We start from the raw sequence: 22,411 nt of genomic DNA, 5'->3' as shown, positions 1-22,411 counted from the left end.
GCTCAGCGCTCAGCGCCTGCGTCACGCGTCCTTCGAGAGGTTCGGGCCCGTGCCGCCCGTCGCCTCGACCGGCGGGGCGTCCGGCAGAGCCGTCTTCTCCTCGCCGCGGAAGGTGAACTTGCGCTCCTCGCCCTCGCCCTCCGTGTCCACGACCACGATGTGACCGGGGCGGAGCTCGCCGAAGAGGATCTTCTCCGAGAGCGTGTCCTCGATCTCGCGCTGGATCGTCCGGCGCAGCGGCCGGGCGCCCATCACGGGGTCGTAGCCCTTCTTGGCGAGCAGCTCCTTCGCGGACTGGGAGAGCTCGAGGCCCATGTCCCGGTCCTTGAGGCGCTCGTCGACACGGCTGACCATCAGGTCGACGATCTGGAGGATGTCGTCCTGCGTCAGCTGCGGGAAGACGATGATGTCGTCCACACGGTTGAGGAACTCCGGGCGGAAGTGCTGCTTCAGCTCGTCGCTGACCTTCGCCTTCATCCGCTCGTAGTTGGACTTCGTGTCGCCCTGGGCGGCGAAGCCCAGGTTGAAGCCCTTCGAGATGTCCCTGGTCCCGAGGTTGGTCGTCATGATGATGACCGTGTTCTTGAAGTCCACGACCCGGCCCTGGGAGTCGGTCAGGCGACCGTCCTCCAGGATCTGGAGAAGGGAATTGAAGATATCGGGGTGGGCCTTCTCGACCTCGTCGAAGAGGACGACGGAGAACGGCTTGCGGCGCACCTTCTCGGTGAGCTGGCCGCCCTCTTCGTAGCCCACGTATCCGGGCGGCGAGCCGAAGAGCCGGGAAACCGTGTGCTTCTCGCTGAACTCCGACATGTCGAGGGAGATCATCGCGTCCTCGTCGCCGAAGAGGAATTCGGCGAGGGCCTTCGAAAGCTCGGTCTTACCGACGCCGGACGGGCCGGCGAAGATGAACGAGCCACCGGGGCGCTTCGGGTCCTTCAGACCGGCTCGCGTACGACGGATCGCCCGCGAGAGGCCGATGACGGCGTCCTTCTGGCCGATGACGCGCTTGTGGAGCTCGTCCTCCATGCGGAGCAGACGCGAGGACTCCTCCTCGGTCAGCTTGAAGACCGGGATGCCGGTGGCGGTCGCGAGGACCTCGGCGATCAGCTCGCCGTCGACCTCGGCGACGACGTCCATGTCGCCGGCCTTCCACTCCTTCTCCCGCTTGGCCTTCGCGGCGAGGAGCTGCTTCTCCTTGTCGCGGAGCGAGGCGGCCTTCTCGAAGTCCTGCGAGTCGATCGCGGACTCCTTGTCGCGGCGGACGCCGGCGATCTTCTCGTCGAACTCGCGGAGGTCCGGCGGCGCGGTCATCCGGCGGATGCGCATCCGGGAACCGGCCTCGTCGATCAGGTCGATCGCCTTGTCCGGGAGGAAGCGGTCCGAGATGTACCGGTCGGCCAGGGTCGCGGCCTGGACGAGGGCCTCGTCGGTGATGGAGACCCGGTGGTGGGCCTCGTACCGGTCGCGCAGGCCCTTGAGGATCTCGATCGTGTGCGGCAGCGACGGCTCGGCGACCTGGATGGGCTGGAAGCGGCGCTCGAGGGCCGCGTCCTTCTCCAGGTACTTCCGGTACTCGTCGAGGGTGGTGGCACCGATGGTCTGCAGCTCACCGCGGGCCAGCATCGGCTTGAGGATGCTGGCGGCGTCGATCGCGCCCTCGGCGGCGCCCGCACCCACGAGGGTGTGGAGCTCGTCGATGAACAGGATGATGTCGCCGCGGGTGCGGATCTCCTTGAGGACCTTCTTCAGGCGCTCCTCGAAGTCACCGCGGTAGCGGGAGCCGGCGACCAGCGCGCCGAGGTCCAGGGTGTAGAGGTGCTTGTCCTTGAGGGTCTCGGGCACCTCGCCCTTGACGATGGCCTGCGCCAGGCCCTCGACGACGGCGGTCTTGCCGACGCCGGGCTCGCCGATGAGGACCGGGTTGTTCTTGGTGCGGCGGGACAGCACCTGCATGACCCGCTCGATCTCCTTCTCGCGCCCGATGACCGGGTCGAGCTTGGATTCGCGGGCCGCCTGGGTGAGGTTCCGGCCGAACTGGTCGAGGACCAGGGACGTCGAGGGGGTGCCCTCGGCAGGACCGCCGGCCGTGGCGGCTTCCTTGCCCTGGTAGCCGGAGAGCAGCTGGATGACCTGCTGCCGCACCCGGTTGAGGTCGGCGCCCAGCTTCACGAGGACCTGGGCGGCGACGCCCTCGCCCTCGCGGATCAGGCCGAGCAGGATGTGCTCGGTGCCGATGTAGTTGTGGCCGAGCTGGAGGGCCTCACGGAGCGAGAGCTCCAGGACCTTCTTGGCACGCGGGGTGAAGGGGATGTGGCCGGACGGGGCCTGCTGCCCCTGCCCGATGATCTCCTCAACCTGCTGGCGGACCGCCTCGAGCGAAATCCCGAGGCTCTCCAGGGCCTTAGCGGCGACACCCTCACCCTCGTGGATAAGGCCCAGAAGGATGTGCTCGGTGCCGATGTAGTTGTGGTTGAGCATCCGGGCTTCTTCCTGAGCCAGGACGACAACCCGCCGCGCGCGGTCGGTGAACCTCTCGAACATCGTTAATCGCTCCTCAGAGCGGTCAGTCAGTTAGGGGTCGATCCCCTCCCTGTCCTTCCGCAGCTTAGTCCCGCAAGCGGGGACCGCTCATTCCAACTGCCGACATCCGTCCGGATCACCCCCTCTTCAGCGGGGAGACCTGCTGCCGAACAGCCGACAAATGCTCCAACCCGATGGTGCGAGACGATGTTCCCGCAGGCCAAGTAGTTACCCGCGCCATCAGTACGCCGATGGCGAACGTGAGACGCCGAAGCCCGCGAGTCGCCCCTCTCCACTAGGAATGTCTTACCCGTAAGCACCGACACTCCATGCGGCGCACCCCGGTTCCCTCCGCTACCAGCGAACACCCTTGCGCGCCCGAACGCACTCGTACGCCCCCCGGCGACCACCTTGTGCGACGCGATGAGGACGCTGTGTCACCGCGGGCGTAACCCCCGGGCCCCCGAGGGAGTTCCCCGGGTATGGCCTTCACCGTCCCTCTCCCCCGCTCGCCGATCGACGGCGACATCGCGCGATGGTACGAGGACGAGCTCGGCTGGGCCACGGTGGCGGGCCCGCCGGTGGGGCTGGTGACGGGGCTGCGGTTCGACGTCCTGGAACTGCCCGCCGCGGCCGGTCGTTCCGTGCTGCACCGGGTGGGTGCGGCGACGGGGCCGGTGGCCCTGATGGGGCGCCGGATGGGGCTGCTCGTGGCCCCGGGGAGCGCGGAGGAGCTACCGGGGCTGCTCGACTGGCTGGAGTGGGGCGGGATCTCGCTCGATCTCGCGATCCTCGGTGCCGACGGCCGGATGACCGCGCCCCTTCCCCCGGGGCGGGGCGGCTCCGGCGCGCCGGGCGCCGCGGTGTGGCTGCGGGCCCCCGCGCCGGGCCGCGAGGTCGAGTCCTCGCTGCCGGCGCTGCGGTCCGCACCCTGGGGCGTTGCGGGCGCCCCCTGTCTGGTGCGTCTCGTGGCCGCCGCCGCGGCGGAGTGCCACCGGGGGCGGCTGCTGAGTGCCCGCACCCGTGGGGCGGCTCAGCAGCTGTCGCCTCAGCGGTTCGCGTCCTCGTAGGCGGCCTTGATGTCGGCGGGAACGCGACCGCGGTCGTTGACGTTCATGCCGTTCTCCTTGGCCCACGCGCGGATCTTCGCGGTGTCCTGGCTGCCCGTCGCCGCGGCACGGCCCTTGCCGCGTCCGCCGGTGGTGCGGCCACCGGTGCGGCGGCCGCTCGTGGTGTACGGCTCGAGCAGGCCACGGAGCTTTTCCGCGTTGGCGGTGGTGAGGTCGATCTCGTAGGTCTTGCCGTCCAGCGCGAACGTCACGGTCTCGTCCGCCTCGACGCCGTCGAGGTCGTCGACAAGAAGGACCTGAACCTTCTGTGCCACCGGATTTCCTTTCATCGAAAATGCAGTACGCGGAAAGGAAACCGCTTTTCCCGGAAAAACACAAACCCCTGGGAGAGGTTCAGAACCCCGGCAGCGCGGGAAACGTGCGCGATTCGGACATAGGGCTCCGTGACAGGATCCCCGGCTTCCGCGTCACAGGTGCAGAAGCATCCGGCTGTTGCCCAAGGTGTTCGGCTTCACTCGTTCGAGACCGAGGAACTCGGCGACACCCTCGTCATAGGAACGCAGGAGCTCGCTGTAGACATCTCCGTCGACCGGGGTCTCCCCGATCTCGACGAAGCCGTGCTTCGCGAAGAAGTCGACTTCGAAGGTCAGGCAGAATACCCGCCGCACCCCGAGCCATCGGGCGGTCTGCAACAACTTGCCCAGCACCTGATGTCCGACGCCGGCGCCCTTGAACTCGGGGTCGACGGCGAGAGTGCGGACTTCGGCGAGGTCTTCCCACATGACGTGGAGTGCGCCGCAGCCGACGACGGTGGCGTCCTCGTCGCGTTCCGCTACCCAGAACTCCTGGATGGACTCGTAAAGGGTCACGGTCGCCTTGTCGAGGAGGATGCCGCGCCGCACGAAAGGATCGACGAGACGGCGGACCGCGGCCACATCGCTGGTGCGGGCCCGGCGTACGGTGACGGCTTTGGCGGAGGTCGACATGGGGGGACGCTATCGCTACGGGCGGGGTGCCCCTTCGCCGCCCTCGGCCTCTCGCGGGGCGGCGGGGACCGGGTTGTCGCGCTGGACGATCCGGATGGCGTCGGTCAGCGACTCCCGCTGTTCCGGCGACATCATGCCGAAGAAGGCGACGAGCGCGGCGGCGGGGTTGTCGCTCTGCGACCAGGCCTCGTTCATGAGCGCGGCCGAGTACGCGGCGCGGGTGGAGACCGCCGTATATCGATAGGCGCGGCCTTCGACCTCCCTGCGCACCCAGCCCTTCTGGTGGAGATTGTCCATGACGGTCATGACGGTGGTGTAGGCGATGGACCGTTCCTGCTGGAGGTCCTCCAGGACTTCCCGGACGGTGACCGGGCGGTTCCATTGCCAGACGCGCGTCATGACGGCGTCTTCGAGTTCTCCCAAGGGGCGGGGCACACCGCCACCATAGTGCGAGAAACCGTGACAAGCGGCTATTTCCCGCTCAAGAACGACGAAAAGGGTGCACGACCGGAAGCGGTCGCACACCCTTGGCGCGTACGGGCGGAGCCGGGAGTACGGAGAGAGGCCCGCGGGGAGCCGCTCGCTAGGAGCCGTCCGCCTGGCGGGCGGCCTCGGCGCGGGCGAGGGCGGCGTCCACGACCGCGTCCTCCTTGGCCTTGTTCGGGCCGCCCTGGCTCTTGACGATCACGGTGACGAGGGCGATGAAGAACGCGGCCATCACGATGGGGGGCAAAAGCGCGGATACGTAGTCCATGGCGACCAGAGTAGCTATCCGGCGACCCGCTCCTCGGGCGGGGGCGGCGGAACCGGGCGGCGGCGCGGCGGGAAGACCTCGGAGGGCTTGGGCACCGGGCGCTCGCCCGGGGCGGGCGGGTTCGGCTTGGGCTCGTCACCCGTCTTGCGCCCGCCGGGCAGGGCCGTCAGCCGGGCCCGGGAGGCGCCGGGCGCGGTCGAGGCGGTGGCCTGGGAGACACGGGCCAGGCGCGCGCGTACGGAGCGCTCGGCGAGGACCTGGCAGCGGGCGAGCAGCGCGGCGGCGGCCGGGTTGCGGCGCAGCGCGCGCAGGGCGGCGAGGTCGTCGACCGCGGGGTCGTGGCCAGCGGCCAGGGCGTCCCCGAGGAGCTCCAGGTAGCCGCTGAGGGATCCGGGCAGCGCCTCGCGGTAGCGGGCCAGGTCGTCGAGGAGGAAGGCGCGCAGCCGGCCGGCCTCGCGTACCGCCTCGTCCACGGACTCGGCCAGGCGCAGACAGTCCTGGACGTCCTCGTCCTGGAGGGGGGCAGGGTGGAGGGCGATGGCAAGGGCGCGGCGGAGCACACGCAGCTCGTCCGCGCTGAACGCCATGCCGCCGCGGGATCCGTATGGCGTGGGCATGGGCCGACGATACGCGCTAATCGGACAATTTTCTCTTAGCGATCATTCCGGCGCGCCGGGCCTCCGCGTCCGCGTCGGGGACGCGTCTCCGCGCGCGGGCGTCTACATGCGGGAGACGTTCCGCTCGTACACGAGACGCAGGCCGATCAGGGTCAGCCAGGGCTCGTGCTCGTCGATCTCCTTCGAGTCGGCGAGGACCATCGGCGCCAGGCCGCCGGTCGCGATCACGGTGACGTCGGAGGGGTCGCCCTTCGGTCCGACCAGTTCCCGCTTCATGCGGGCCACCACGCCGTCGACCTGGCCCACGTACCCGAAGACGATGCCCGACTGCATGGCCTCGACCGTGTTCTTGCCGATCACGCTCCGCGGCCGGGCCAGCTCGATCTTGCGGAGCATGGCGCCCTTCACACCGAGCGCCTCGACCGAGATCTCGATGCCCGGCGCGATCGCGCCGCCCGCGTACTCGCCGCGCGTGCTGACCGCGTCGTACGTCGTCGCCGTGCCGAAGTCCACGACGATCGCCGGGCCGCCGTACAGCTCGACGGCCGCGACGGCGTTGACGATGCGGTCGGCGCCGACCTCCTTGGGGTTGTCCGTGAGGATCGGCACCCCCGTCTTGACGCCGGGCTCCACCAGGACCGCCGGCACGTCCCCGTAGTACCGGCGGGTCACCTCGCGCAGCTCGTGCAGCACCGAGGGGACCGTCGCGCAGATGGCGATCCCCTCGATGCCGTCGCTCAGCTCGACGCCGAGCAGCGGATGCATGCCCATGAGGCCCTGGAGCAGGACCGCCATCTCGTCGGCGGTCCTGCGCGGGTCCGTGGAGATCCGCCAGTGCTCGACGATCTCCTCGCCGTCGAAGAGACCGAGCACCGTGTGCGTGTTGCCGACGTCGATGGTGAGCAGCATCAGGCCCGCACCTCGCGCAGGTCGAGGCCGATGTCGAGGATCGGGGAGGAGTGGGTGAGGCCGCCGACCGCCAGGTAGTCGACGCCCGTCGCCGCGTACGCCGCCGCGTTCTCCAGGGTCAGCCGGCCCGAGGACTCCAGGACGGCGCGGCCCGCGACCAGGGCGACGGCCTCCTCGGTCTCGCCCGGGGTGAAGTTGTCGAGCAGGATGAGGTCGGCGCCCGCGTCCAGGACCTCGCGGACCTGGTGCAGCGTGTCGACCTCGACCTCGATCGGCACCTCCGGGAACAGCTCGCGGACGGCCTTGAAGGCCTGGGCGACGCCGCCGGCCGCCACCACGTGGTTGTCCTTCACCAGGGCGGCGTCGGAGAGCGACATGCGGTGGTTGACGCCGCCGCCGCAGCGGACCGCGTACTTCTCCAGGGCGCGCAGGCCCGGCGTCGTCTTGCGGGTGTCGCGGACCTTCGCGTTCGTGCCCTCCAGGGCGTCCGCCCACGCGCGCGTGGCGGTGGCGATGCCGGAGAGGCGGCACAGGATGTTGAGCGCGCTGCGCTCGCCGGTCAGCAGGTCGCGGGTGCGGGCGGTGGCGCTGAGCAGCACCTGCCCGGCCTCGACGCGCTCGCCGTCCTCGACGTGCCGCTCGACCTCGAACTCGTCCGTGCAGACGATCGACAGGACGGCCTCGGCGACCCGCAGACCGGCCACGACACCGGCCTCGCGGGCGGTGAAGTCGGCGGTGGCGACGGCGTCCTCGGGGACGGTCGCCACGGTCGTGACGTCGACCCCGCCGTCGAGGTCCTCGGCGATCGCCAGGTGGGCGATGTCCTCGACCTGGACGGGGTCGAGACCGGCGTCGGCGAGCAGCTGCGCGAGGGCGGGGTCGAGCCCGCACTCGAACTCCTCGCCGCCGCCGCAGCCACAGCCGTCGCCGCAGCCACCGGTCTCGTCGGAGGAGACCGTGTTGATCTGGATGAGAGGGACGTCCACGGGCTCGGGACGGGCTTCCTCGGGCGTGCTCACTTACGGCTCCCTGGGGGCGTCGAGGGTGGGGGGGAAGTCGGGGGTGTCGGTGGTGCGGACGTCGAGGGTCCGCTCCGGGGTGAGGTGGACGACGAGGTGCCTGCGCCAGTCCGTGTCGTCCCGGTCCGGGTGGTCCTCGCGCCAGTGGCAGCCACGGGTCTCCTCGCGGCGGGACGCCGCCGCGACCAGCAGGCGGGCGACGGCGAGCAGGTTGGTGGTCTCCCAGGACTCGACGCCCGGCTCGGCGGACTTCCGGTCGCCGGCCTCGGCGGACCGGTCCGGGGTCCTCCCGGCCGCCTCGCCGGGGACCGGCGGGAGGTGGAGGGCCTCCAGTTCCCGGGAGGCCGTGCGCAGGCTCTCGGCGGACCGGAGCACTCCCGCGCCCAGGGTCATGGTGCGCTGGATGCGGCGCCGGGCGGCCGGTTCGAGCAGCGGCAGGACCACCGGGGCCGGGTGCTCCACCGGGACCGCCGGGCCGCGGCCTGCGGCGCGGGCCACGACGTCCTCGACGATCCGCTCGGCGAAGACCAGGCCCTCCAGGAGCGAGTTCGAGGCCAGCCGGTTGGCGCCGTGGACGCCCGTGCAGGCGACCTCCCCGCACGCGTACAGACCCGGCACGGTGGTCCGGCCGCGCAGGTCCGTCCGGACGCCGCCGGAGGCGTAGTGCGCGGCGGGCGCGACCGGGATCGGCTCCGTCACCGGGTCGATGCCGTGGGCGCGGCACGCCGCGAGGATCGTCGGGAAGCGCTCCGCCCACATCTCGGCGCCGAAGTGGCGGGCGTCGAGGTACATGTGCTCGGCGCCCTGCTCCTGCATCCGGCGCGTGATCGCCTTGGCGACGATGTCCCGGGGCGCGAGCTCGGCCAGCTCGTGCTGCCCGAGCATGAAGCGGACCCCGTCGGCGTCGACCAGGTGGGCGCCCTCGCCCCGTACCGCCTCGGAGACCAGCGGCTGCTGGCCCTCGGAGCCGGCCCCGAGGAAGAGCACCGTGGGGTGGAACTGGACGAACTCCAGGTCGGAGACCTCGGCCCCGGCGCGCAGGGCGAGCGCCACGCCGTCGCCGGTGGAGACGCCCGGGTTGGTGGTGGCCGAGAAGACCTGGCCCATGCCGCCGGTGGCGAGGACCACCGCGGGCGCGTGGACGGCGCCGACGCCGTCGTGCTGCCCCTCGCCCATGACGTGCAGGGTCACGCCCGCCGTGCGGCCCCCGGCGTCCGTCAGGAGGTCCAGGACGAGGGCGTGCTCGATGGTGCGCACGCCCCGGTCCCGTATCGCCTCGACCAGGGCGCGGGAGATCTCGGCGCCGGTCGCGTCCCCGCCCGCGTGGGCGATCCGGCGGCGGTGGTGGCCGCCCTCCCGGGTCAGCGCGATCTCGCCGTCGGAGGTCTTGTCGAAGTCGGCGCCGGTCGCGATCAGGCGGCGGACGGCGTCCGGGCCCTCCGTGACCAGGGCCCGCACGGCCCGCTCGTCGCAGAGCCCGGCCCCGGCGACGAGGGTGTCGTCGAGGTGCTGCTCGGGGGTGTCGCCCTCGCCGAGCGCGGCCGCGATGCCGCCCTGGGCCCAGCGGGTGGAGCCGTCGTCCAGCCGGGCCTTGGTGACGACGACCGTACGGAGTCCGGCGGCGGTGCACCGCAGGGCGGCGGTGAGGCCGGCGACCCCGGAGCCGACCACGACGACGTCGGCGTCGATGGCCCAGCCCGGCGCGGGCGCGTGCAGCCGTATTCCGGTCACTTGGTGGCTCCGAGGGTCAGGGGGATGTTGTCGATGAGCCGCGTGGTCCCCACGCGCGCGGCGACGGCGAGGATCGCCTCCCCGCCGTGGCCGTCGGTGACCTCGGTGAAGTCGGCCGGGTCCACGAGGGCCAGATAGTCCAGGGCGAGCGGCGGCTCCGCTTTGGCCGCCTCGTCGAGGACGGCACGGGCCGCGGCCCGTACGGCCTCGGCGCAGCCGCTCTCGGCGGCCTGCGCGACCGCGTGGGCGTCGGCGGCGGCCCGTGCCTCGCCGAGCCGCGACAGCGCCTCGGCGCGGTTCTCCGCCCGGCCCTGGGCACCGGGCAGCGAGGCCGCACGCGCGCGCAGCGCCTCCTGGGCGGCCAGCCGCTCGCGGGCCGCGAACAGCGCGCGGGACAGCGCCAGGGCCGTCCGGCGCTCCCCGGCCGAGAGGTAGCGGTTGCGGCTGGAGAGGGCGAGGCCGTCGGTCTCGCGGACGGTCTCCACGCCGACGATCTCGACGGGAAAGTTCAGATCGCGGGCCATGCGGCGGATCAGGGCCAGCTGCTGGGCGTCCTTCTGGCCGAAGAAGGCCAGGTCGGGCGCGGTGAGGTGGAGAAGCTTGGCGACGACGGTCAGCATGCCGTCGAAGTGGCCGGGGCGGGAGGCGCCTTCGAGCCGCTCGCCCATGGGGCCCGCGGTGATCCGGACCTGGGGCTCCCCGCCGGGGTAGACCTCGTCGACGGAGGGCGCGAAGACGGCGCTCGCGCCCGCCTCGAAGGCCAGCGCCAGGTCGGCGTCGAGGGTGCGGGGGTAGCGGTCGAGGTCCTCGCCGGCGCCGAACTGCAGCGGGTTGACGAAGACGGTGACGATCACGGTGCCGGCCGGGCCGACCTCGGCGCGGGCGGTACGGATCAGGGTGGCGTGGCCCTCGTGGAGGGCGCCCATCGTCATGACCACGGCCCGCCGGCCGTCGCCCCCGCCGGCCAGGCCGCGCAGCTCGCGCGCGGTCCGGACGGGCGCGAAGGGGGTGGCGGGTGCGGGTGTGGGGCTCGCGGGTGTGGCGTTCATCGGGGCTCCCCCTCGGCGAGTACGCCCAGCAGGTCCTCGGCCAGCTCGGGCTTGAGCAGGCCGTGCGCGAGCGCCCGGTCGGCGGTCGTGCGGGCCATCGCCAGATACCCGGCGACGGTGCCGGGCGCGTGCTTGCGCAGCTCGGCGACGTGGGCGGCGACCGTGCCGGCGTCACCGCGCGCGACGGGCCCGGTGAGGGCCGCGTCCCCGGACCGCAGGGCGTTGTCCAGGGCGGCGCCCAGGAGCGGGCCCAGCATCCGGTCGGGGGCGGCGACCCCGGCCTTGTGGAGCAGCTCCATCGACTGGGCCACCAGCGTGACCAGGTGGTTCGCGCCGAGGGCCAGGGCCGCGTGGTAGAGCGGGCGGGCCTCCTCCGCGATCCACTCGGGCTCGCCGCCCATCTCGATCACCAGTGCCTCGGCGGCGAGCCGCAGCTCCTCGGGCGCGGTCACCCCGAAGCAACAGCCGGCGAGCCGCTGGACGTCGACGGCGGTGCCGGTGAAGGTCATGGCGGGGTGCAGGGCGAGCGGCAGGGCGCCGGCCCGGCGGGCGGGGTCCAGGACCCGCGCCCCGTATCGCCCCGAGGTGTGCACGAGCAGCTGCCCGGGCCGTACGGCTCCGGTGTCGGCGAGGCCCTCGACCAGGCCCGGCAGCGCGTCGTCCGGGACGGTCAGCAGGACCAGGTCGGCGAGGGCGAGGACCCGGGCCGGCTCGACGACCGGGACGTCGGGCAGGAGTTCGGCGGCGCGCCGCCGGGAGGTCTCGGAGACCGCCGAGACGGCGACGGGGCGGTGCCCGGCGAGCCGCAGCGAGGCGGCGAGGGCGGGGCCCACGCGGCCGGCGCCGACGACTCCGACGGTGAGCCGGGCGGGTCGGTCCTCGGCCCGGGGCTCCGACGGCCTGGGCTCTGGCGCTGCTGGTGCGTTCACGGTGGGGACGGCCTTCCGTTCCAGTCCTCGGCGGGTACCGGACGATTTCTGGTCATGCTACGCCAGCGGTTCGTTCTGCCTCCGTGGCTGTCCACAGGGTGTGGGCGGTGGTGTGATGATCGGCCCATGAACCCTGCGACTCCTGTGGACGAGGAAGCGGCCCGGCTCCACCGGGCGAAGGTCTGGAGCGGCGCCGCCCGCACGCTGTGGGACACCTCGGTGGACGGCACCGTCGGCGGGCGGCTGCGCGAACTGGCCGCCTGGGCGGAGGCCGCGGGTCACGACGGGGCGGCACTCGACACGTACGGCAACGGGCTCGTGGAGGAGCTGGAGCGGCGCGTCGCCGCGGAGCTCGGCCTCCCCGCCGCCGTCTTCTTCCCGACCGGCACCATGGCCCAGCAGGTGGCGCTGCGCTGCTGGGCCGGCCGCACGGGCAGCCCCGTCGTCGCCCTCCACCCGCTCGCCCACCCCGAGGTCCACGAGGGCGGGGCGCTCGGGGTGGTCTCCGGGCTCCGCACCGTCCACCCGACCGACGCGCCCCGGCTGCCCACCGCCGAGGAGGTACGGGACCATCCGGAGCCCTTCGGGACCCTGATGCTGGAGCTGCCGCTGCGGGACGCCGGCTTCGTGCTGCCGTCCTGGGAGGAGCTGACCGAGGTGGTGGAGGCGGCCCGGGAGCGGGACGCCGTGGTCCACTTCGACGGGGCCAGGCTGTGGGAGTGCACGACGCGTCTCGGCCGCGGGCTCGCGGAGATCGCGGGGCTCGCCGACAGTGTGTACGTCTCGTTCTACAAGTCCCTCGGCGGCATGTCCGGGGCCGCGCTCGCCGGCCCCGAGGACGTCATGGAGGAGGCCAGGGTCTGGCGGCACCGGTACGGCGGCCTGGTCTTCCAGAACTACCCGGCGGCGCTCTCCGCGCTCCGCGGCCTGGACGTCGAGCTGCCCCGGCTGCCCTCGTACGTGGCGCACGCGCGCGTGGTGGCCGACGCGGTCCGCGAGGCGCTCGCGGAGGCGGGCACCGGCTGGTCCCGGGTGCACCCGGAGACCCCGCACACCCACCAGTTCCAGGTCTGGCTGCCGTATGACCCCGAGGTCCTGACGGCGGCGGCCCTCGCCCAGACCGAGGAGACCGGCACCGCCTTCTTCCGCCGCTGGTTCTCTCCGGTCGCGGGCGGCCCGCCGGGGGTGGCGGTCACGGAGCTGACGGTGTCCGGGCCCGGCCTGGAGTGGACGGCGGAGGACGTGAAGCAGGCGGTACGGGACTTCCTGACGGGCGTCGAGGGGTGAGGCGGCCGGGCCGTCGGCCGGACGCCGGGAGGTCCCGCCCGCGCGCTCAGCCCGACGCCGGGTGACCCGCCCGCCGCATCAGCCCGACGCCGGGTGACCCGCCCGCCCCATCAGCCCGACGCCGGGTGACCCGCCCGCCGCATCAGCCCGACGCTGGCCGGCGCCTCCCTCGCAGAGCCGTGCGGAGCCGGAGGCGCAGCCCTCCGCCCGCCCGGCGGCCCGCCACCAGCCGTTCGGAGCGGCGGTGGTCGCGGGCGGCCCGCAGCACGGCGACGTCCTGGGTGCCGGGCTCCGGCGGCATCGGCTCCCCGAGACGGGCGGCGCGGTACGTGTCGAAGAGGTACTGGTGCATCGCGTTCATGTCGTCACCGTGCGCCGCGCCGCCACGGTCCGGTCCCCGGATTGACGGCCCCCGTCAATCCGCGGCCCGTCGATTGACGGGGGCCGTCAAACGGGACGACAGCACCCCCGTCCCACCCCCCACCATGGGCGGGTGAGCGTGACCATCGACATCACCGGACTGCCGCACGAGCGGATCGTCTTCTGCCCCTCGCCGCTGGCCGAGCTGGGCGCCGCCCTGCACGCCCTCGCCGAGCCCGCGCACCACCCCAGGCTGCACGCCTGGACGACCACCACGACGGCGGCCCTGAAGCCGGAGCTCGCGGACCGGCTCCACGAGGCCGACTTCATGTGGAACTCCACCCGCTCGGACATCCTGCTGCCGTCGCAGCCCCGGGAGACCCTCGCGGAGGAGCTGGACGACCTCGACCGCCTGGACGACGAGAGGTTCGTGGGCGCCGCCCTGGAGATCTCCTGCAACAACAAGTACGCGCTCGGCGCGCCCTCCCCGCTCGTCGACGAGCGGATGCGCCGCCGCGCCCTCGACCTGGCCACCGCGCGCGGCCCGCGCCAGGCCGCGTTCGTGGAGCGGATGCTGGCCGATCCGCCCGGCACGCGCGCGTGGATCAGGCGGCTCCTGGAGGACTGCGACGAGGCGTTCTTCGCGGACACCTGGCGCCGCGTCCGGATCCAGCTCGCCGCCGACGCCCGCCACAAGACGGAGCTGCTGCGCCGCAAGGGCCTCGCCGAGGCCGTCGCCGACGCCTCCCCGGCGATGAGACTGGAGGAGGACGCGGCCGGCTCCCGGATCGTCGTCGACAAACTGGTCCAGGGCCGGACGACCGCCGAGGGCTCCGCCGTGACGTTCCTGCCGACGGCCTTCGGCTGGCCGCACCTCTTCGCGCTGCACACCCCCGGCTGGCAGCCCGTCGTCCAGTACCCGATCCCCGCCCGCGACCTCGGCGGCGCGGCCTCCGTCGAAGCGGTCAAGCTGCGCCTGGAGGCCGTCGCGCATCCGATGCGGATGCGGCTCTGCCGCAGTCTGGCGCGCGGCACCAGCACGACGAGCGAGCTGGCCGACGCGTACAACATCACCGCCCCCGAGGTCTCCCGCCACCTCGCGGTCATGAAGAAGGCCGGACTGATCACCACCCAGCGCCGCGGCCGGTACGTGCTCCACCAGCTCGACGTCTCCGTCGTCGCCCGGCTGGGCAGCGACTTCCTGGAGAGCGTGCTCCGGTAAGGACCGTGCTACGGCGGGCATCTGAAGTCCCGCCCGCCCGGCGGCGCCCGGCACGCACCCTAGGGCCTGTTTCGAAAGTCCCGTCTGCGCGGCGGCGCCTGGCACGCACGCCCTCCGGGCGGACGACGCTACTTTCGCCCTAGACGGCGCCGCCACCCGCGCGGACCAGGCCCGTCTCGTACGCGAGGACCACGACCTGGACCCGGTCGCGCAGGCCCAGCTTGGTCAGGATGCGGCCCACGTGCGTCTTCACCGTCGCCTCGGAGAGGACGAGCCGGGCCGCGATCTCGCCGTTCGACAGTCCCTGCGCGACCAGCATCATCACCTCGCGCTCCCGCTCCGTCAGCCGCTCCAGCTCCTTGTGCCGGGGCTCCTTCCCCGAAGACGGCAGCATCGGCGAGAAGCGGTCGAGGAGCCGGCGCGTGGTCGAGGGCGCCACCACCGCGTCGCCGCTGTGCACCGAGCGGATCGCGCCGAGCAGCTCGGCCGGCGGCACGTCCTTGAGCATGAAGCCGCTCGCACCCGCCTTCAGACCCGAGAACGCGTACTCGTCGAGGTCGAACGTGGTCAGGATCAGCACCTTCGGCGCGTCCGGCTCCGAGCAGATCCGCCGGGTCGTCTCCACGCCGTCCAGCTTCGGCATGCGCACGTCCATCAGGACGACGTCGACCTCCGTCGACCGCAGCACCTCGAGCGCCTCCACCCCGTCGCCCGCCTCCGCCACGACCTCCATGTCCGGCTGGGCGGCGAGCACCATGCGGAAACCGGTCCGCAGCAGCACCTGGTCGTCGACGAGCATCACGCGGATGGACATCAGGTCAGTTCCTTAGGGGTCGTCACTGGTCGTCAGTGGGCGGGCTTGAGGGGGAGCAGGGCGCTGATCCGGAAACCGCCGCCCGGACGCGGGCCCGCGTCCAGGGTGCCGCCGACCATGCCGACCCGCTCCCGCATGCCGATCAGACCGTGGCCCCGCCCGTCGGCGCCCCCGTCCTCGTACATCTCCTGCGGAGCGCCCCGGCCGTCGTCCTCGACGAGCAGGCCGAGACCGTCGTCGAAGTAGACGAGCCGGACGCTGGCGCCGACGTCCGGGCCGCCGTGCTTGCGCGTGTTGGTGAGGGCTTCCTGCACGATCCGGTACGCGGTGAGCTCGACGCCGCTGGGGAGCGGGCGCGGACTCCCCTCGACCGCGAAGTCGACGGTGAGACCGGCGCCCCGGACCTGCTCCACGAGGTCCTCGATCTGGCGCACGTCGGGCTGGGGCACGTACTCCCCGGCCTCCTGGTGCTCGCCGGTGCGCAGGATCCCGAGGAGCCTGCGCATCTCGGCGAGCGCCTGCCGCCCGGTGGTGGAGATCGTCTCCAGGGCCTGCTTGGCGGTCTCCGGGGAGGAGTCCATGACGTAGGCGGCGCCGTCGGCCTGGACCACCATCACCGACACGTTGTGCGCGACGACGTCGTGCAGCTCGCGGGCGATCCGGGCCCGCTCGGCGGCGACCGCGACCTTGGCCTGGGCCTCGCGCTCCTGCTCGAGCCGGGTGGCCCGCTCCTCCAGCTGCGCGAAGTACGCGCGGCGGGTGCGGAGCGAGTCTCCGAGCACCCAGGCGAGCACGAACGGCACGATCATGATGACGACGAAGAAGGCCTTGGCGGGCGCCGAGGAGGGGTCCTCGACCGGCCATCTCAGGGCGGCGAGCGGAGAGGCGCAGAGTCCGCCCACGAGGGCGAGGCGGGAGCCCCAGCGGGGGCCGTCGTGCGCCGCGACGGTGAAGATGATCACGAGCATGGCGAAGTCGGCCACGAACGGCTCCAGGCCGAAGCCGACCTGGGCGAGCCCGAGGACGAGCGCGAGCACCAGCATCTTCTCCGGGGCGCGCCGCCGCAGGGCCACGACCAGGGAGAGCAGCGCGGCGACGACTCCGTACCCCGCGGGGTCGGCCATCGCCGGAAAGGCGCTCACCACCCACAGCAGGGAGACCCCGAAGAGCACGAGCGCCCAGAAGGTGTCGACGCCCGTCGGGTGTCTGCGGATGAAGTCGTAGAGGCGCTGCACGTCACCCAGAGTAGGGAAGAGTGGGAGGTGCGCGGATCAACCGTGGGGTCGATCCTCGGAGCGGGACCCGTACTCCCCGAGGTGGAGACTGGGGCACGTGACGGATGAGACGTGTCAGTGGCAGGGGTGGCGGGAGGCCACGGAGCGGGCGCTGTACGGCCCCGGGGGCTTCTATCTGCGCCCCGAGGGCCCGGCGGGGCACTTCCGCACCTCGGTGCACGCCTCGCCGCTCTTCGCGGCGGCCGTGGCCCGGCTGCTCGGCGAGGTCGCGGAGGAGCTGGGGACGGCGGAGGTCGGCCTGGTGGACGTGGGCGCGGGGCGCGGTGAGCTGCTGACGTCGGTCCTCGCGGCCGTCGGGTCCTCGCTCTCGGTACGGGCGTACGCGGTCGAGCGCGCCGCCCGCCCGGCCGGGCTCGACCCGCGGGTGGAGTGGACGGACCGGGTGCCGCGCGGAGTGCGGGGGCTGCTCTTCGCGAACGAGTGGCTCGACAACGTGCCGGTGGACGTCGCCGAGGCGGACGCGGCGGGCGTCCCCCGGTACGTGGAGGTCGCGCCGGACGGCACCGAACGCCTCGGCGCCCCCGTCGCCGGCCCGGACGCCGAGTGGCTGGCCCGCTGGTGGCCGTTGCGGGAACCCGGCGCGCGGGCCGAGATCGGGCGGCCCCGCGACGAGGCCTGGGCGGCGGCGGTCGGCTCCCTGGCGGCGGGCCGCGCGGTGGCCGTGGACTACGCGCACGTACGGGCCTCCCGGCCGCCCTTCGGCTCCCTGACCGGCTTCCGCGCGGGCCGCGAGGTCCCCCCGGTCCCGGACGGCAGTTGCGACGTGACGTCGCACGTGGCCTTGGACGCGTGCGCGGACCTTCCGGCGCGCCTGCCGCGAGGCCTTCCCGCCGCCGAGCTGGTCACGCAGCGGGAGGCGCTGGGGCGGCTCGGGGTGTCCGGGGAGCGTCCGCCGCTCGCCCTCGCCTCGACCGACCCCCCCGGATACCTCCGCGCGCTCGCCTCGGCCGGCGAGGCGGCCGAGCTCACCGCGCGCGGCGGTCTCGGCGACTTCCTCTGGCTGACCCAGCGGGTCCCGGGCGCGGCCCGCTGACCCGCCGGGTCCGCTCCTCGGGCGGGGGCCCGGGGCCCAGGAGCGGCAGGGGATACTGGCGGCATGACGGAGACGACGGTCGGAATCGGCGGCGCGGCGGAGAGCACCGACATGGTGCTGAACATCGGGCCGCAGCATCCCTCGACCCACGGCGTGCTCCGGCTCCGGCTCGTGCTCGACGGCGAGGTCGTCCGGCACGCCGAGCCGGTGATCGGCTACATGCACCGGGGCGCCGAGAAACTCTTCGAGGCGCGGGACTACCGGCAGATCATCATGCTGGCCAACCGTCACGACTGGCTGTCCGCCTTCTCCAACGAGCTCGGCGTGGTCATGGCCGTCGAGCGGATGCTCGGCATGGAGGTCCCCGAGCGGGCCGTGTGGACGCGGACGCTCCTCGCCGAGCTGAACCGGGTCCTCAACCACCTGATGTTCCTCGGCTCGTACCCGCTCGAACTGGGCGGGATCACCCCCGTCTTCCACGCCTTCCGGGAGCGCGAGGAGCTCCAGGCGGTGATGGAGGAGGTCTCCGGCGGCCGGATGCACTACATGTTCAACCGGGTCGGCGGCCTCAAGGAGGACCTGCCCGCCGGCTGGCTGGGCCGGGCGCGCCAGGCCGTCGCCGACGTGCGGTCGCGGATGGACGTGTACGACCGGCTGGTCCTCGGCAACGAGATCTTCCGGGGCCGCACGCGCGGGGTCGGCGTCCTGAGCCCGGAGGCCGTCCACGCGTACGGGGTGTCGGGGCCGATCGCCCGCGCCTCGGGCGTCGACTTCGATTTGCGCCGCGACGAGCCGTACCTCGCGTACGGGGAGCTCCAGGACACCCTGCGGGTCGCCGTGCGTCAGGAGGGCGACTGCCTCGCCCGGTTCGAGTGCCTGCTCGACCAGACGCACAACTCGCTGGACCTGGCGGACGCCTGCCTGGACCGGATGGCCGAGCTGCCGCCGGGCCCGATCAACCAGCGGCTGCCGAAGGTGCTCAAGGCGCCGGAGGGCCACACCTACGCCTGGACCGAGAACCCGCTCGGCGTCAACGGCTACTACCTGGTCTCGAAGGGCGAGAAGACCCCGTACCGGCTGAAGCTGCGCTCCGCCTCGTTCAACAACATCCAGGCGCTGGTGGAACTGCTGCCGGGGACGCTCGTCGCCGACATGGTGGCGATCCTGGGCTCGCTCTTCTTCGTCGTCGGCGACATCGACAAGTAGCGCCGCCCGCGGGGGGACGCGCCCACCACGGGGGGCGCGTCAGGAGCTGACCGCTCCGCGGAGTTCCGCCACGTCCAGCTGCTCGGTCTCGTCGTGCGCCGTCAGGTCGATGACCTGGCCGATCGCCCGGGGAGGCGCCGCGGCGGGGGTGAGCAGCGGGGTCCCGGAGGCCAGGGCCTCTTCGAGGACCTCCTCGCCCACGACGTCGGCGAGGTCGGTGTTCTGCACGGCCTCGATGGCGGCCGCCGCCTTCTGCGTACCGAAGAAGTCGAAGCCGCCCTCGGGGCGCGGGACGGGCCTGCGGGCCGCGTACGGGACGATCGCGGCCGCGACCGGCACCGCCGGGACGGTGGCGGGGGCGGTGGGGACCGGCGCGGCCGGCGGGAGCGCGGGAGCGGCGGCGGCCGTACGGGTGTGCTGCTCGGTCCCGGCGGCCGCCGCGTGCTTCCCCTGCGGCTCCTCCGTCTCCCGGGCCCGCTCGGCGAGGTCGCGGGCGCGGGCCGCCTCCGCCGTACGCCGGGCCTGCTGGGCCGCGGCGTTGCGCGGGAGGTCGCGCAGTGCCAGGGCGGCTCGGCGGTACGCCTCCGGGGTGGGCGTGGAACCGGCGGCCGGCAGCGCCTTGGCGTCGGCGCCGGCCGGGCCGCTCGCCTCCAGGGCGAGGACGCGGCGGCCCTCCAGGGCGCTGGCCCGCTCGGTCTCCGCCGTGGCGTACCGGCGGAGCAGATCGGCGTGCTCGCCGCGCAGGCCGGCGAGCTCCACGCGCTTGGCGCGGAGTTTGGCTTCGAGCCGGACGCGCAGCGCGCGGGACTCCTCCAGGTCGGACTCCAGCTCGGCGGTCCGCTCCTCTGCCTTCCACTGGTCGGCGGCGCGCGCCCGGTCGAGCTCGGCGACCTTCCGGCCGGCGCTCCGGTCCCAACTGCGCATGAGGACGGCCCCGGTGACGGCCGCGGCCGCCGCGGCGGCCGCGAGCAGCCGCGCGATCACCGGGTCGCCGGGCACCCAGGCGGCCGCGGCGCACACGACCGCGGCGCCGGCGACCGCGGAGGGCGGCAGCAGCTTGTGCAGAGGCGGGGAATGGCGGTGGCGTCCACGTGGCATGGCCTGAAATTTACCGTGCGTAGGCGTCATGTGGGGCGTCGGCCCCGCAATCTCTTGGCCACTTCTCGCCACCGGAAGTGGATATCGGCGGTTCCGGTTCCGTTTTCCCGCCGACTCCCCACCCCCCGCGCCTACTTCTTGAGCAGCCCCTTCGCCTCCAGATACTCCTTGGCGACGTCCTCCGGCTTCGCCCGCTCGGCGTCCACCTTGCGGTTGAGTTCGGCGAGATCCGCTGTGGTCAGCACCTTGGTGAGGCCGTCGAGCGCGGCGGCTATCTCCGGGGAACCGGCGTCCTCGGCGTTGACCACGGGCAGCACGTTGTCCGCGTTCTGCAGCTTCTTGTCATCGGTGAGGAAGACGAGGCCGTAGCCGTCGATCGTGGCGTCCGTCGTGGTCGTCAGGACCAGCTGGTCCACCCCGTCCTTGACCGCCTGCTTGGCCTGCGGCGTACCGACACCCTTGGGGTCGATCCCGGCCACGTCGATCCCGTACCTCTTCTTCAGACCGGGCGCGCAGAACGGGCGCACGGCGCATTCGTCACCGGCCGCGATCTTCACCTTCAGCTTGGCGCGACCGAGATCGGAAAGCGTCGTCAGCTTGTTCTTCGCGGCGAATTCCTTCGTCACCGCGAAGGCGTTCTGATCGACCGCCTCTCCGGCCGCGAGGACCTTCAGACCGCGCGGTTCGGCGAGCTTCCGCAGGGCGTCGACCGTGGCCGTCACATCGCCCGAGGCGACCGGCTTGTCCTCGGGCGCCTTCGGACCGTTCACCTTCGCGTTGAGGAATTCCGCGATCGTCGCCGCGTATTCCGGGACGACGTCGATCTCGCCCTTCTCCAGCGAGGGTTCGTACAGCTCGCGGTTCTTCACCGTGGTGATGGAGACCGTGTATCCGGTGGCCCGCAGCGACTGCGCGTACAGCTCGGCGAGGACCTTGGCCTCCGTGAAGGCGGCCGCGCCGACCACCAGCGAGCCCTTCTCCCCGGAGCCGCCGGAGCTCCCGGAGCCCTTCTGCTTGCCTTCCTCCAGGCTGTCACCGCCGCACGCGGCGAGGGCGACGGTCAGCGCCGCCGTCCCCAGCAGCGCGCTCGCGACACGCGAGACCCTGTTCACGAAGATCACCCATTCCCGTCAGCGTTCGGTACGTCGTCTCTGTCGTTCGAAAAGGTGGTCCGCGGCCACGAGGACGCCCTCCACCAGAAGGGCGAGCAGCGCCACGAGCACGGCGCCCGCGACGACCTGCGCGGTGTCGTACGTGGCGAAGCCGGCCGTGATGATCCGGCCCAGGCCGCCCTGCCCGACCATCGCGGCGACCGTCGCGGTGGCGACCACCTGCACCGCGGCCGAGCGGATCCCCGTCATGACCACCGGCCGGGCCAGCGGCAGTTCGACCCGGAGGAAGAGCTGACCGCCCGTCATCCCCATGCCCCGCGCGGCCCGCACGGCGGCCCGGTCCACCTCCCGCACCCCCACGTACGCGTTGGTGAGGAGCGGGGGTATCGCGAACAGCACCAGGGCCACCACGGTCGGCACATAGCCGGCGTTCCGCAGGGGCGACACCATGAACAGCCCGAGCACCGCGAAGACGGGGACCGCCCGCCCCACGTTGGACACGTTCACCGCGAGCGCCCCGCCCCGGCCCAGGTGGCCGAGCCACAGGCCCAGCGGCAGCGCGAGCGCCGAGGCGACGAGGAGCGCCGCCCCGCTCACGTACACGTGCTCGGCGAGCCGCTGCCCTATGCCGCCGTCGCCCGTCCAGTGCGCGCCGGTGGCGAGCCAGCCCCAGGCCTCCGTCACGACGCCCATCTCACCCGCCTCCCGGCGCGGTCCGTATGCGGGTCCAGGGCGTCAGCAGCCGCTGCACGCCCAGGAGCAGCAGGTCGGCGGCGACGGCGAGCAGCACGCACAGCACCGAGGCGGCGAGCATCTGTGCCTTGAAGAAGGTCGGCAGCGCGTCCTCGATGAGGTTGCCCAGGCCCCCGCGGCCGACGACCGAGCCGATCGTCGTCAGCGCGACCGTGGAGACGGTCGCCATCCGCACCCCGGCCATCAGCACCGGCAGCGCCAGCGGGAGTTCGACCTGCCAGAGGAGGCGCAGCGAGCCGTACCCCATGCCCCGGGCGGCCTCGCGCGTCTCGGCCGGCACGGCCGCGAGGCCCGCCAGGGTGTTCCGCACGAGGATCGTCAGCGCGTACAGCACGAGGCCCGTCACGACGAGCGCCGCCGACAGACCGAAGAAGGGCAGCAGCAGCGAGAACATCGCGAGCGACGGCACCGTGTAGAGCAGGGTGGTCAGACCGAGGACCGGGCCGGCGAACCGGGGCCTGGCACGGACGAGCAGCGCGAGGGGCACCGCGACGACGAGCGCGATCAGCACGGACACGACCGTGATTCCCACATGCTGGAGCAGCGCGTCCGTCAACTCCTCCCTGCGCGTGCGCAGATACTCACCGCAGATCCAGTCGTTCGTGACCAGACAGTTCGGCGTGCTCATCGTCCCTCCCCCCGGC

At 72.9% G+C, this 22,411-nt stretch carries 23 protein-coding genes; 5 read left to right on the top strand and 18 right to left on the bottom strand.

Going from position 1 to position 22,411, the window contains the following annotated elements; genetic code table 11:
- Positions 1-21: 21 nt before the first annotated feature.
- Positions 22-2,544: an ATP-dependent Clp protease ATP-binding subunit gene (locus ACZ51I_RS21490; protein ID WP_468878112.1), complete on the bottom strand. Its 2,523-nt coding sequence runs from the start codon at positions 2,542-2,544 to the stop codon at positions 22-24.
- 461 nt (positions 2,545-3,005) lie between these two features.
- Between ACZ51I_RS21490 and ACZ51I_RS21485 the strand changes: the two genes are divergently transcribed.
- The gene (locus ACZ51I_RS21485; RefSeq protein WP_468878110.1) at positions 3,006-3,593 is read left to right on the top strand and encodes an SCO3374 family protein; all 588 of its coding nucleotides are present in this window, start codon (positions 3,006-3,008) and stop codon (positions 3,591-3,593) included.
- On the opposite strand, the gene ACZ51I_RS21480 is transcribed toward ACZ51I_RS21485, so the two are convergent.
- From ACZ51I_RS21480 to ACZ51I_RS21435, 10 genes are all read right to left on the bottom strand, one after another.
- On the bottom strand, positions 3,572-3,907 hold the full coding sequence (locus ACZ51I_RS21480) for a histone-like nucleoid-structuring protein Lsr2 (protein WP_468878108.1): 336 nt from the start codon (positions 3,905-3,907) through the stop codon (positions 3,572-3,574). The genes ACZ51I_RS21485 and ACZ51I_RS21480 overlap by 22 nt on opposite strands.
- 153 nt (positions 3,908-4,060) lie before the next feature.
- On the bottom strand, positions 4,061-4,579 hold the full coding sequence (locus ACZ51I_RS21475; protein ID WP_468878106.1) for an amino-acid N-acetyltransferase: 519 nt from the start codon (positions 4,577-4,579) through the stop codon (positions 4,061-4,063).
- Positions 4,580-4,594: 15 nt separating this feature from the next.
- Entirely contained in the window at positions 4,595-5,014 is a 420-nt protein-coding gene (locus ACZ51I_RS21470) for a BlaI/MecI/CopY family transcriptional regulator (RefSeq protein WP_468878104.1), read from the bottom strand.
- A 148-nt stretch (positions 5,015-5,162) separates the two neighbouring features.
- Entirely contained in the window at positions 5,163-5,333 is a 171-nt protein-coding gene (locus ACZ51I_RS21465) for a hypothetical protein (RefSeq protein WP_352018457.1), read from the bottom strand.
- Between the two features lie 14 nt (positions 5,334-5,347).
- Positions 5,348-5,920, bottom strand: coding sequence for a hypothetical protein (locus ACZ51I_RS21460; RefSeq protein WP_468878234.1), 573 nt, complete (start codon positions 5,918-5,920; stop codon positions 5,348-5,350).
- 132 nt (positions 5,921-6,052) lie between these two features.
- Complete coding sequence (locus tag ACZ51I_RS21455) at positions 6,053-6,859, bottom strand: type III pantothenate kinase (RefSeq protein ID WP_468878102.1); 807 nt, start codon at positions 6,857-6,859, stop codon at positions 6,053-6,055.
- Positions 6,859-7,878, bottom strand: a complete 1,020-nt coding sequence (gene nadC, locus ACZ51I_RS21450) for a carboxylating nicotinate-nucleotide diphosphorylase (RefSeq protein ID WP_468878099.1) — start codon at positions 7,876-7,878, stop codon at positions 6,859-6,861. Before nadC ends, ACZ51I_RS21455 begins: the two co-directional genes overlap by 1 nt.
- Complete coding sequence (locus tag ACZ51I_RS21445; RefSeq protein WP_468878096.1) at positions 7,879-9,609, bottom strand: L-aspartate oxidase; 1,731 nt, start codon at positions 9,607-9,609, stop codon at positions 7,879-7,881.
- Complete coding sequence (gene panC / locus ACZ51I_RS21440; RefSeq protein ID WP_468878093.1) at positions 9,606-10,658, bottom strand: pantoate--beta-alanine ligase; 1,053 nt, start codon at positions 10,656-10,658, stop codon at positions 9,606-9,608. The genes ACZ51I_RS21445 and panC overlap by 4 nt, the downstream gene beginning before the upstream one ends.
- Entirely contained in the window at positions 10,655-11,587 is a 933-nt protein-coding gene (locus tag ACZ51I_RS21435; RefSeq protein ID WP_468878090.1) for a Rossmann-like and DUF2520 domain-containing protein, read from the bottom strand. The genes panC and ACZ51I_RS21435 overlap by 4 nt, the downstream gene beginning before the upstream one ends.
- Before the next feature lie 126 nt (positions 11,588-11,713).
- On the opposite strand from ACZ51I_RS21435, the gene ACZ51I_RS21430 reads away from it, so the two are divergent.
- Positions 11,714-12,874: a threonine aldolase family protein gene (locus ACZ51I_RS21430; RefSeq protein ID WP_468878088.1), complete on the top strand. Its 1,161-nt coding sequence runs from the start codon at positions 11,714-11,716 to the stop codon at positions 12,872-12,874.
- A gap of 142 nt (positions 12,875-13,016) precedes the next feature.
- On the opposite strand, the gene ACZ51I_RS21425 is transcribed toward ACZ51I_RS21430, so the two are convergent.
- Positions 13,017-13,235, bottom strand: coding sequence for a hypothetical protein (locus tag ACZ51I_RS21425; protein WP_468878085.1), 219 nt, complete (start codon positions 13,233-13,235; stop codon positions 13,017-13,019).
- 132 nt (positions 13,236-13,367) lie between these two features.
- On the opposite strand from ACZ51I_RS21425, the gene ACZ51I_RS21420 reads away from it, so the two are divergent.
- Entirely contained in the window at positions 13,368-14,456 is a 1,089-nt protein-coding gene (locus ACZ51I_RS21420; RefSeq protein WP_468878083.1) for a DUF5937 family protein, read from the top strand.
- Between the two features lie 139 nt (positions 14,457-14,595).
- Here the strand turns inward: ACZ51I_RS21420 and ACZ51I_RS21415 are convergent, their stop codons facing one another.
- Positions 14,596-15,270 (bottom strand): response regulator, encoded by a 675-nt coding sequence (locus ACZ51I_RS21415; protein WP_468878080.1) that lies wholly within the window; start codon positions 15,268-15,270, stop codon positions 14,596-14,598.
- Positions 15,271-15,302: 32 nt separating this feature from the next.
- A complete protein-coding gene (locus ACZ51I_RS21410) occupies positions 15,303-16,505 on the bottom strand; it encodes a sensor histidine kinase (RefSeq protein WP_468878078.1) in 1,203 nt (400 codons plus the stop codon).
- A 97-nt stretch (positions 16,506-16,602) separates the two neighbouring features.
- On the opposite strand from ACZ51I_RS21410, the gene ACZ51I_RS21405 reads away from it, so the two are divergent.
- Entirely contained in the window at positions 16,603-17,598 is a 996-nt protein-coding gene (locus ACZ51I_RS21405; RefSeq protein ID WP_468878076.1) for an SAM-dependent methyltransferase, read from the top strand.
- A gap of 63 nt (positions 17,599-17,661) precedes the next feature.
- Positions 17,662-18,804, top strand: a complete 1,143-nt coding sequence (locus ACZ51I_RS21400) for an NADH-quinone oxidoreductase subunit D (RefSeq protein WP_189803293.1) — start codon at positions 17,662-17,664, stop codon at positions 18,802-18,804.
- Positions 18,805-18,843: 39 nt separating this feature from the next.
- Here ACZ51I_RS21400 and ACZ51I_RS21395 read toward each other — a convergent pair whose 3' ends face one another.
- From ACZ51I_RS21395 to ACZ51I_RS21380, 4 genes are all read right to left on the bottom strand, one after another.
- Positions 18,844-19,902, bottom strand: a complete 1,059-nt coding sequence (locus tag ACZ51I_RS21395) for a hypothetical protein (protein ID WP_468878072.1) — start codon at positions 19,900-19,902, stop codon at positions 18,844-18,846.
- 131 nt (positions 19,903-20,033) lie between these two features.
- Positions 20,034-21,014, bottom strand: coding sequence for an ABC transporter substrate-binding protein (locus tag ACZ51I_RS21390; RefSeq protein WP_468878070.1), 981 nt, complete (start codon positions 21,012-21,014; stop codon positions 20,034-20,036).
- 18 nt (positions 21,015-21,032) lie between these two features.
- On the bottom strand, positions 21,033-21,707 hold the full coding sequence (locus ACZ51I_RS21385) for an ABC transporter permease (RefSeq protein WP_468878067.1): 675 nt from the start codon (positions 21,705-21,707) through the stop codon (positions 21,033-21,035).
- Position 21,708: 1 nt separating this feature from the next.
- Positions 21,709-22,395, bottom strand: a complete 687-nt coding sequence (locus ACZ51I_RS21380; RefSeq protein WP_468878064.1) for an ABC transporter permease — start codon at positions 22,393-22,395, stop codon at positions 21,709-21,711.
- Positions 22,396-22,411: the final 16 nt, after the last annotated feature.

It is taken from the genome of Streptomyces sp. NPDC034084 (genome assembly GCF_055575535.1).
Note: the sequence above shows the minus strand (reverse complement) of the source record. Positions and strands in the feature narration are given on the sequence as shown.

Excerpts from the sequence above, each read along its gene's own strand:
- panC (WP_468878093.1), bottom strand. The coding sequence starts at position 10,658 with ATGAACGCCACACCCGCGAGCCCCACACCCGCACCCGCCACCCCCTTC.
- ACZ51I_RS21430 (WP_468878088.1), top strand. The coding sequence starts at position 11,714 with ATGAACCCTGCGACTCCTGTGGACGAGGAAGCGGCCCGGCTCCACCGG.
- ACZ51I_RS21425 (WP_468878085.1), bottom strand. The coding sequence starts at position 13,235 with ATGAACGCGATGCACCAGTACCTCTTCGACACGTACCGCGCCGCCCGT.
- ACZ51I_RS21475 (WP_468878106.1), bottom strand. The coding sequence starts at position 4,579 with ATGTCGACCTCCGCCAAAGCCGTCACCGTACGCCGGGCCCGCACCAGC.
- ACZ51I_RS21395 (WP_468878072.1), bottom strand. The coding sequence starts at position 19,902 with ATGCCACGTGGACGCCACCGCCATTCCCCGCCTCTGCACAAGCTGCTG.
- ACZ51I_RS21400 (WP_189803293.1), top strand. The coding sequence starts at position 17,662 with ATGACGGAGACGACGGTCGGAATCGGCGGCGCGGCGGAGAGCACCGAC.
- ACZ51I_RS21455 (WP_468878102.1), bottom strand. The coding sequence starts at position 6,859 with ATGCTGCTCACCATCGACGTCGGCAACACGCACACGGTGCTCGGTCTC.
- ACZ51I_RS21385 (WP_468878067.1), bottom strand. The coding sequence starts at position 21,707 with ATGGGCGTCGTGACGGAGGCCTGGGGCTGGCTCGCCACCGGCGCGCAC.
- ACZ51I_RS21490 (WP_468878112.1), bottom strand. The coding sequence starts at position 2,544 with ATGTTCGAGAGGTTCACCGACCGCGCGCGGCGGGTTGTCGTCCTGGCT.
- ACZ51I_RS21465 (WP_352018457.1), bottom strand. The coding sequence starts at position 5,333 with ATGGACTACGTATCCGCGCTTTTGCCCCCCATCGTGATGGCCGCGTTC.
- ACZ51I_RS21380 (WP_468878064.1), bottom strand. The coding sequence starts at position 22,395 with ATGAGCACGCCGAACTGTCTGGTCACGAACGACTGGATCTGCGGTGAG.
- ACZ51I_RS21415 (WP_468878080.1), bottom strand. The coding sequence starts at position 15,270 with ATGTCCATCCGCGTGATGCTCGTCGACGACCAGGTGCTGCTGCGGACC.
- ACZ51I_RS21485 (WP_468878110.1), top strand. The coding sequence starts at position 3,006 with ATGGCCTTCACCGTCCCTCTCCCCCGCTCGCCGATCGACGGCGACATC.
- ACZ51I_RS21460 (WP_468878234.1), bottom strand. The coding sequence starts at position 5,920 with ATGGCGTTCAGCGCGGACGAGCTGCGTGTGCTCCGCCGCGCCCTTGCC.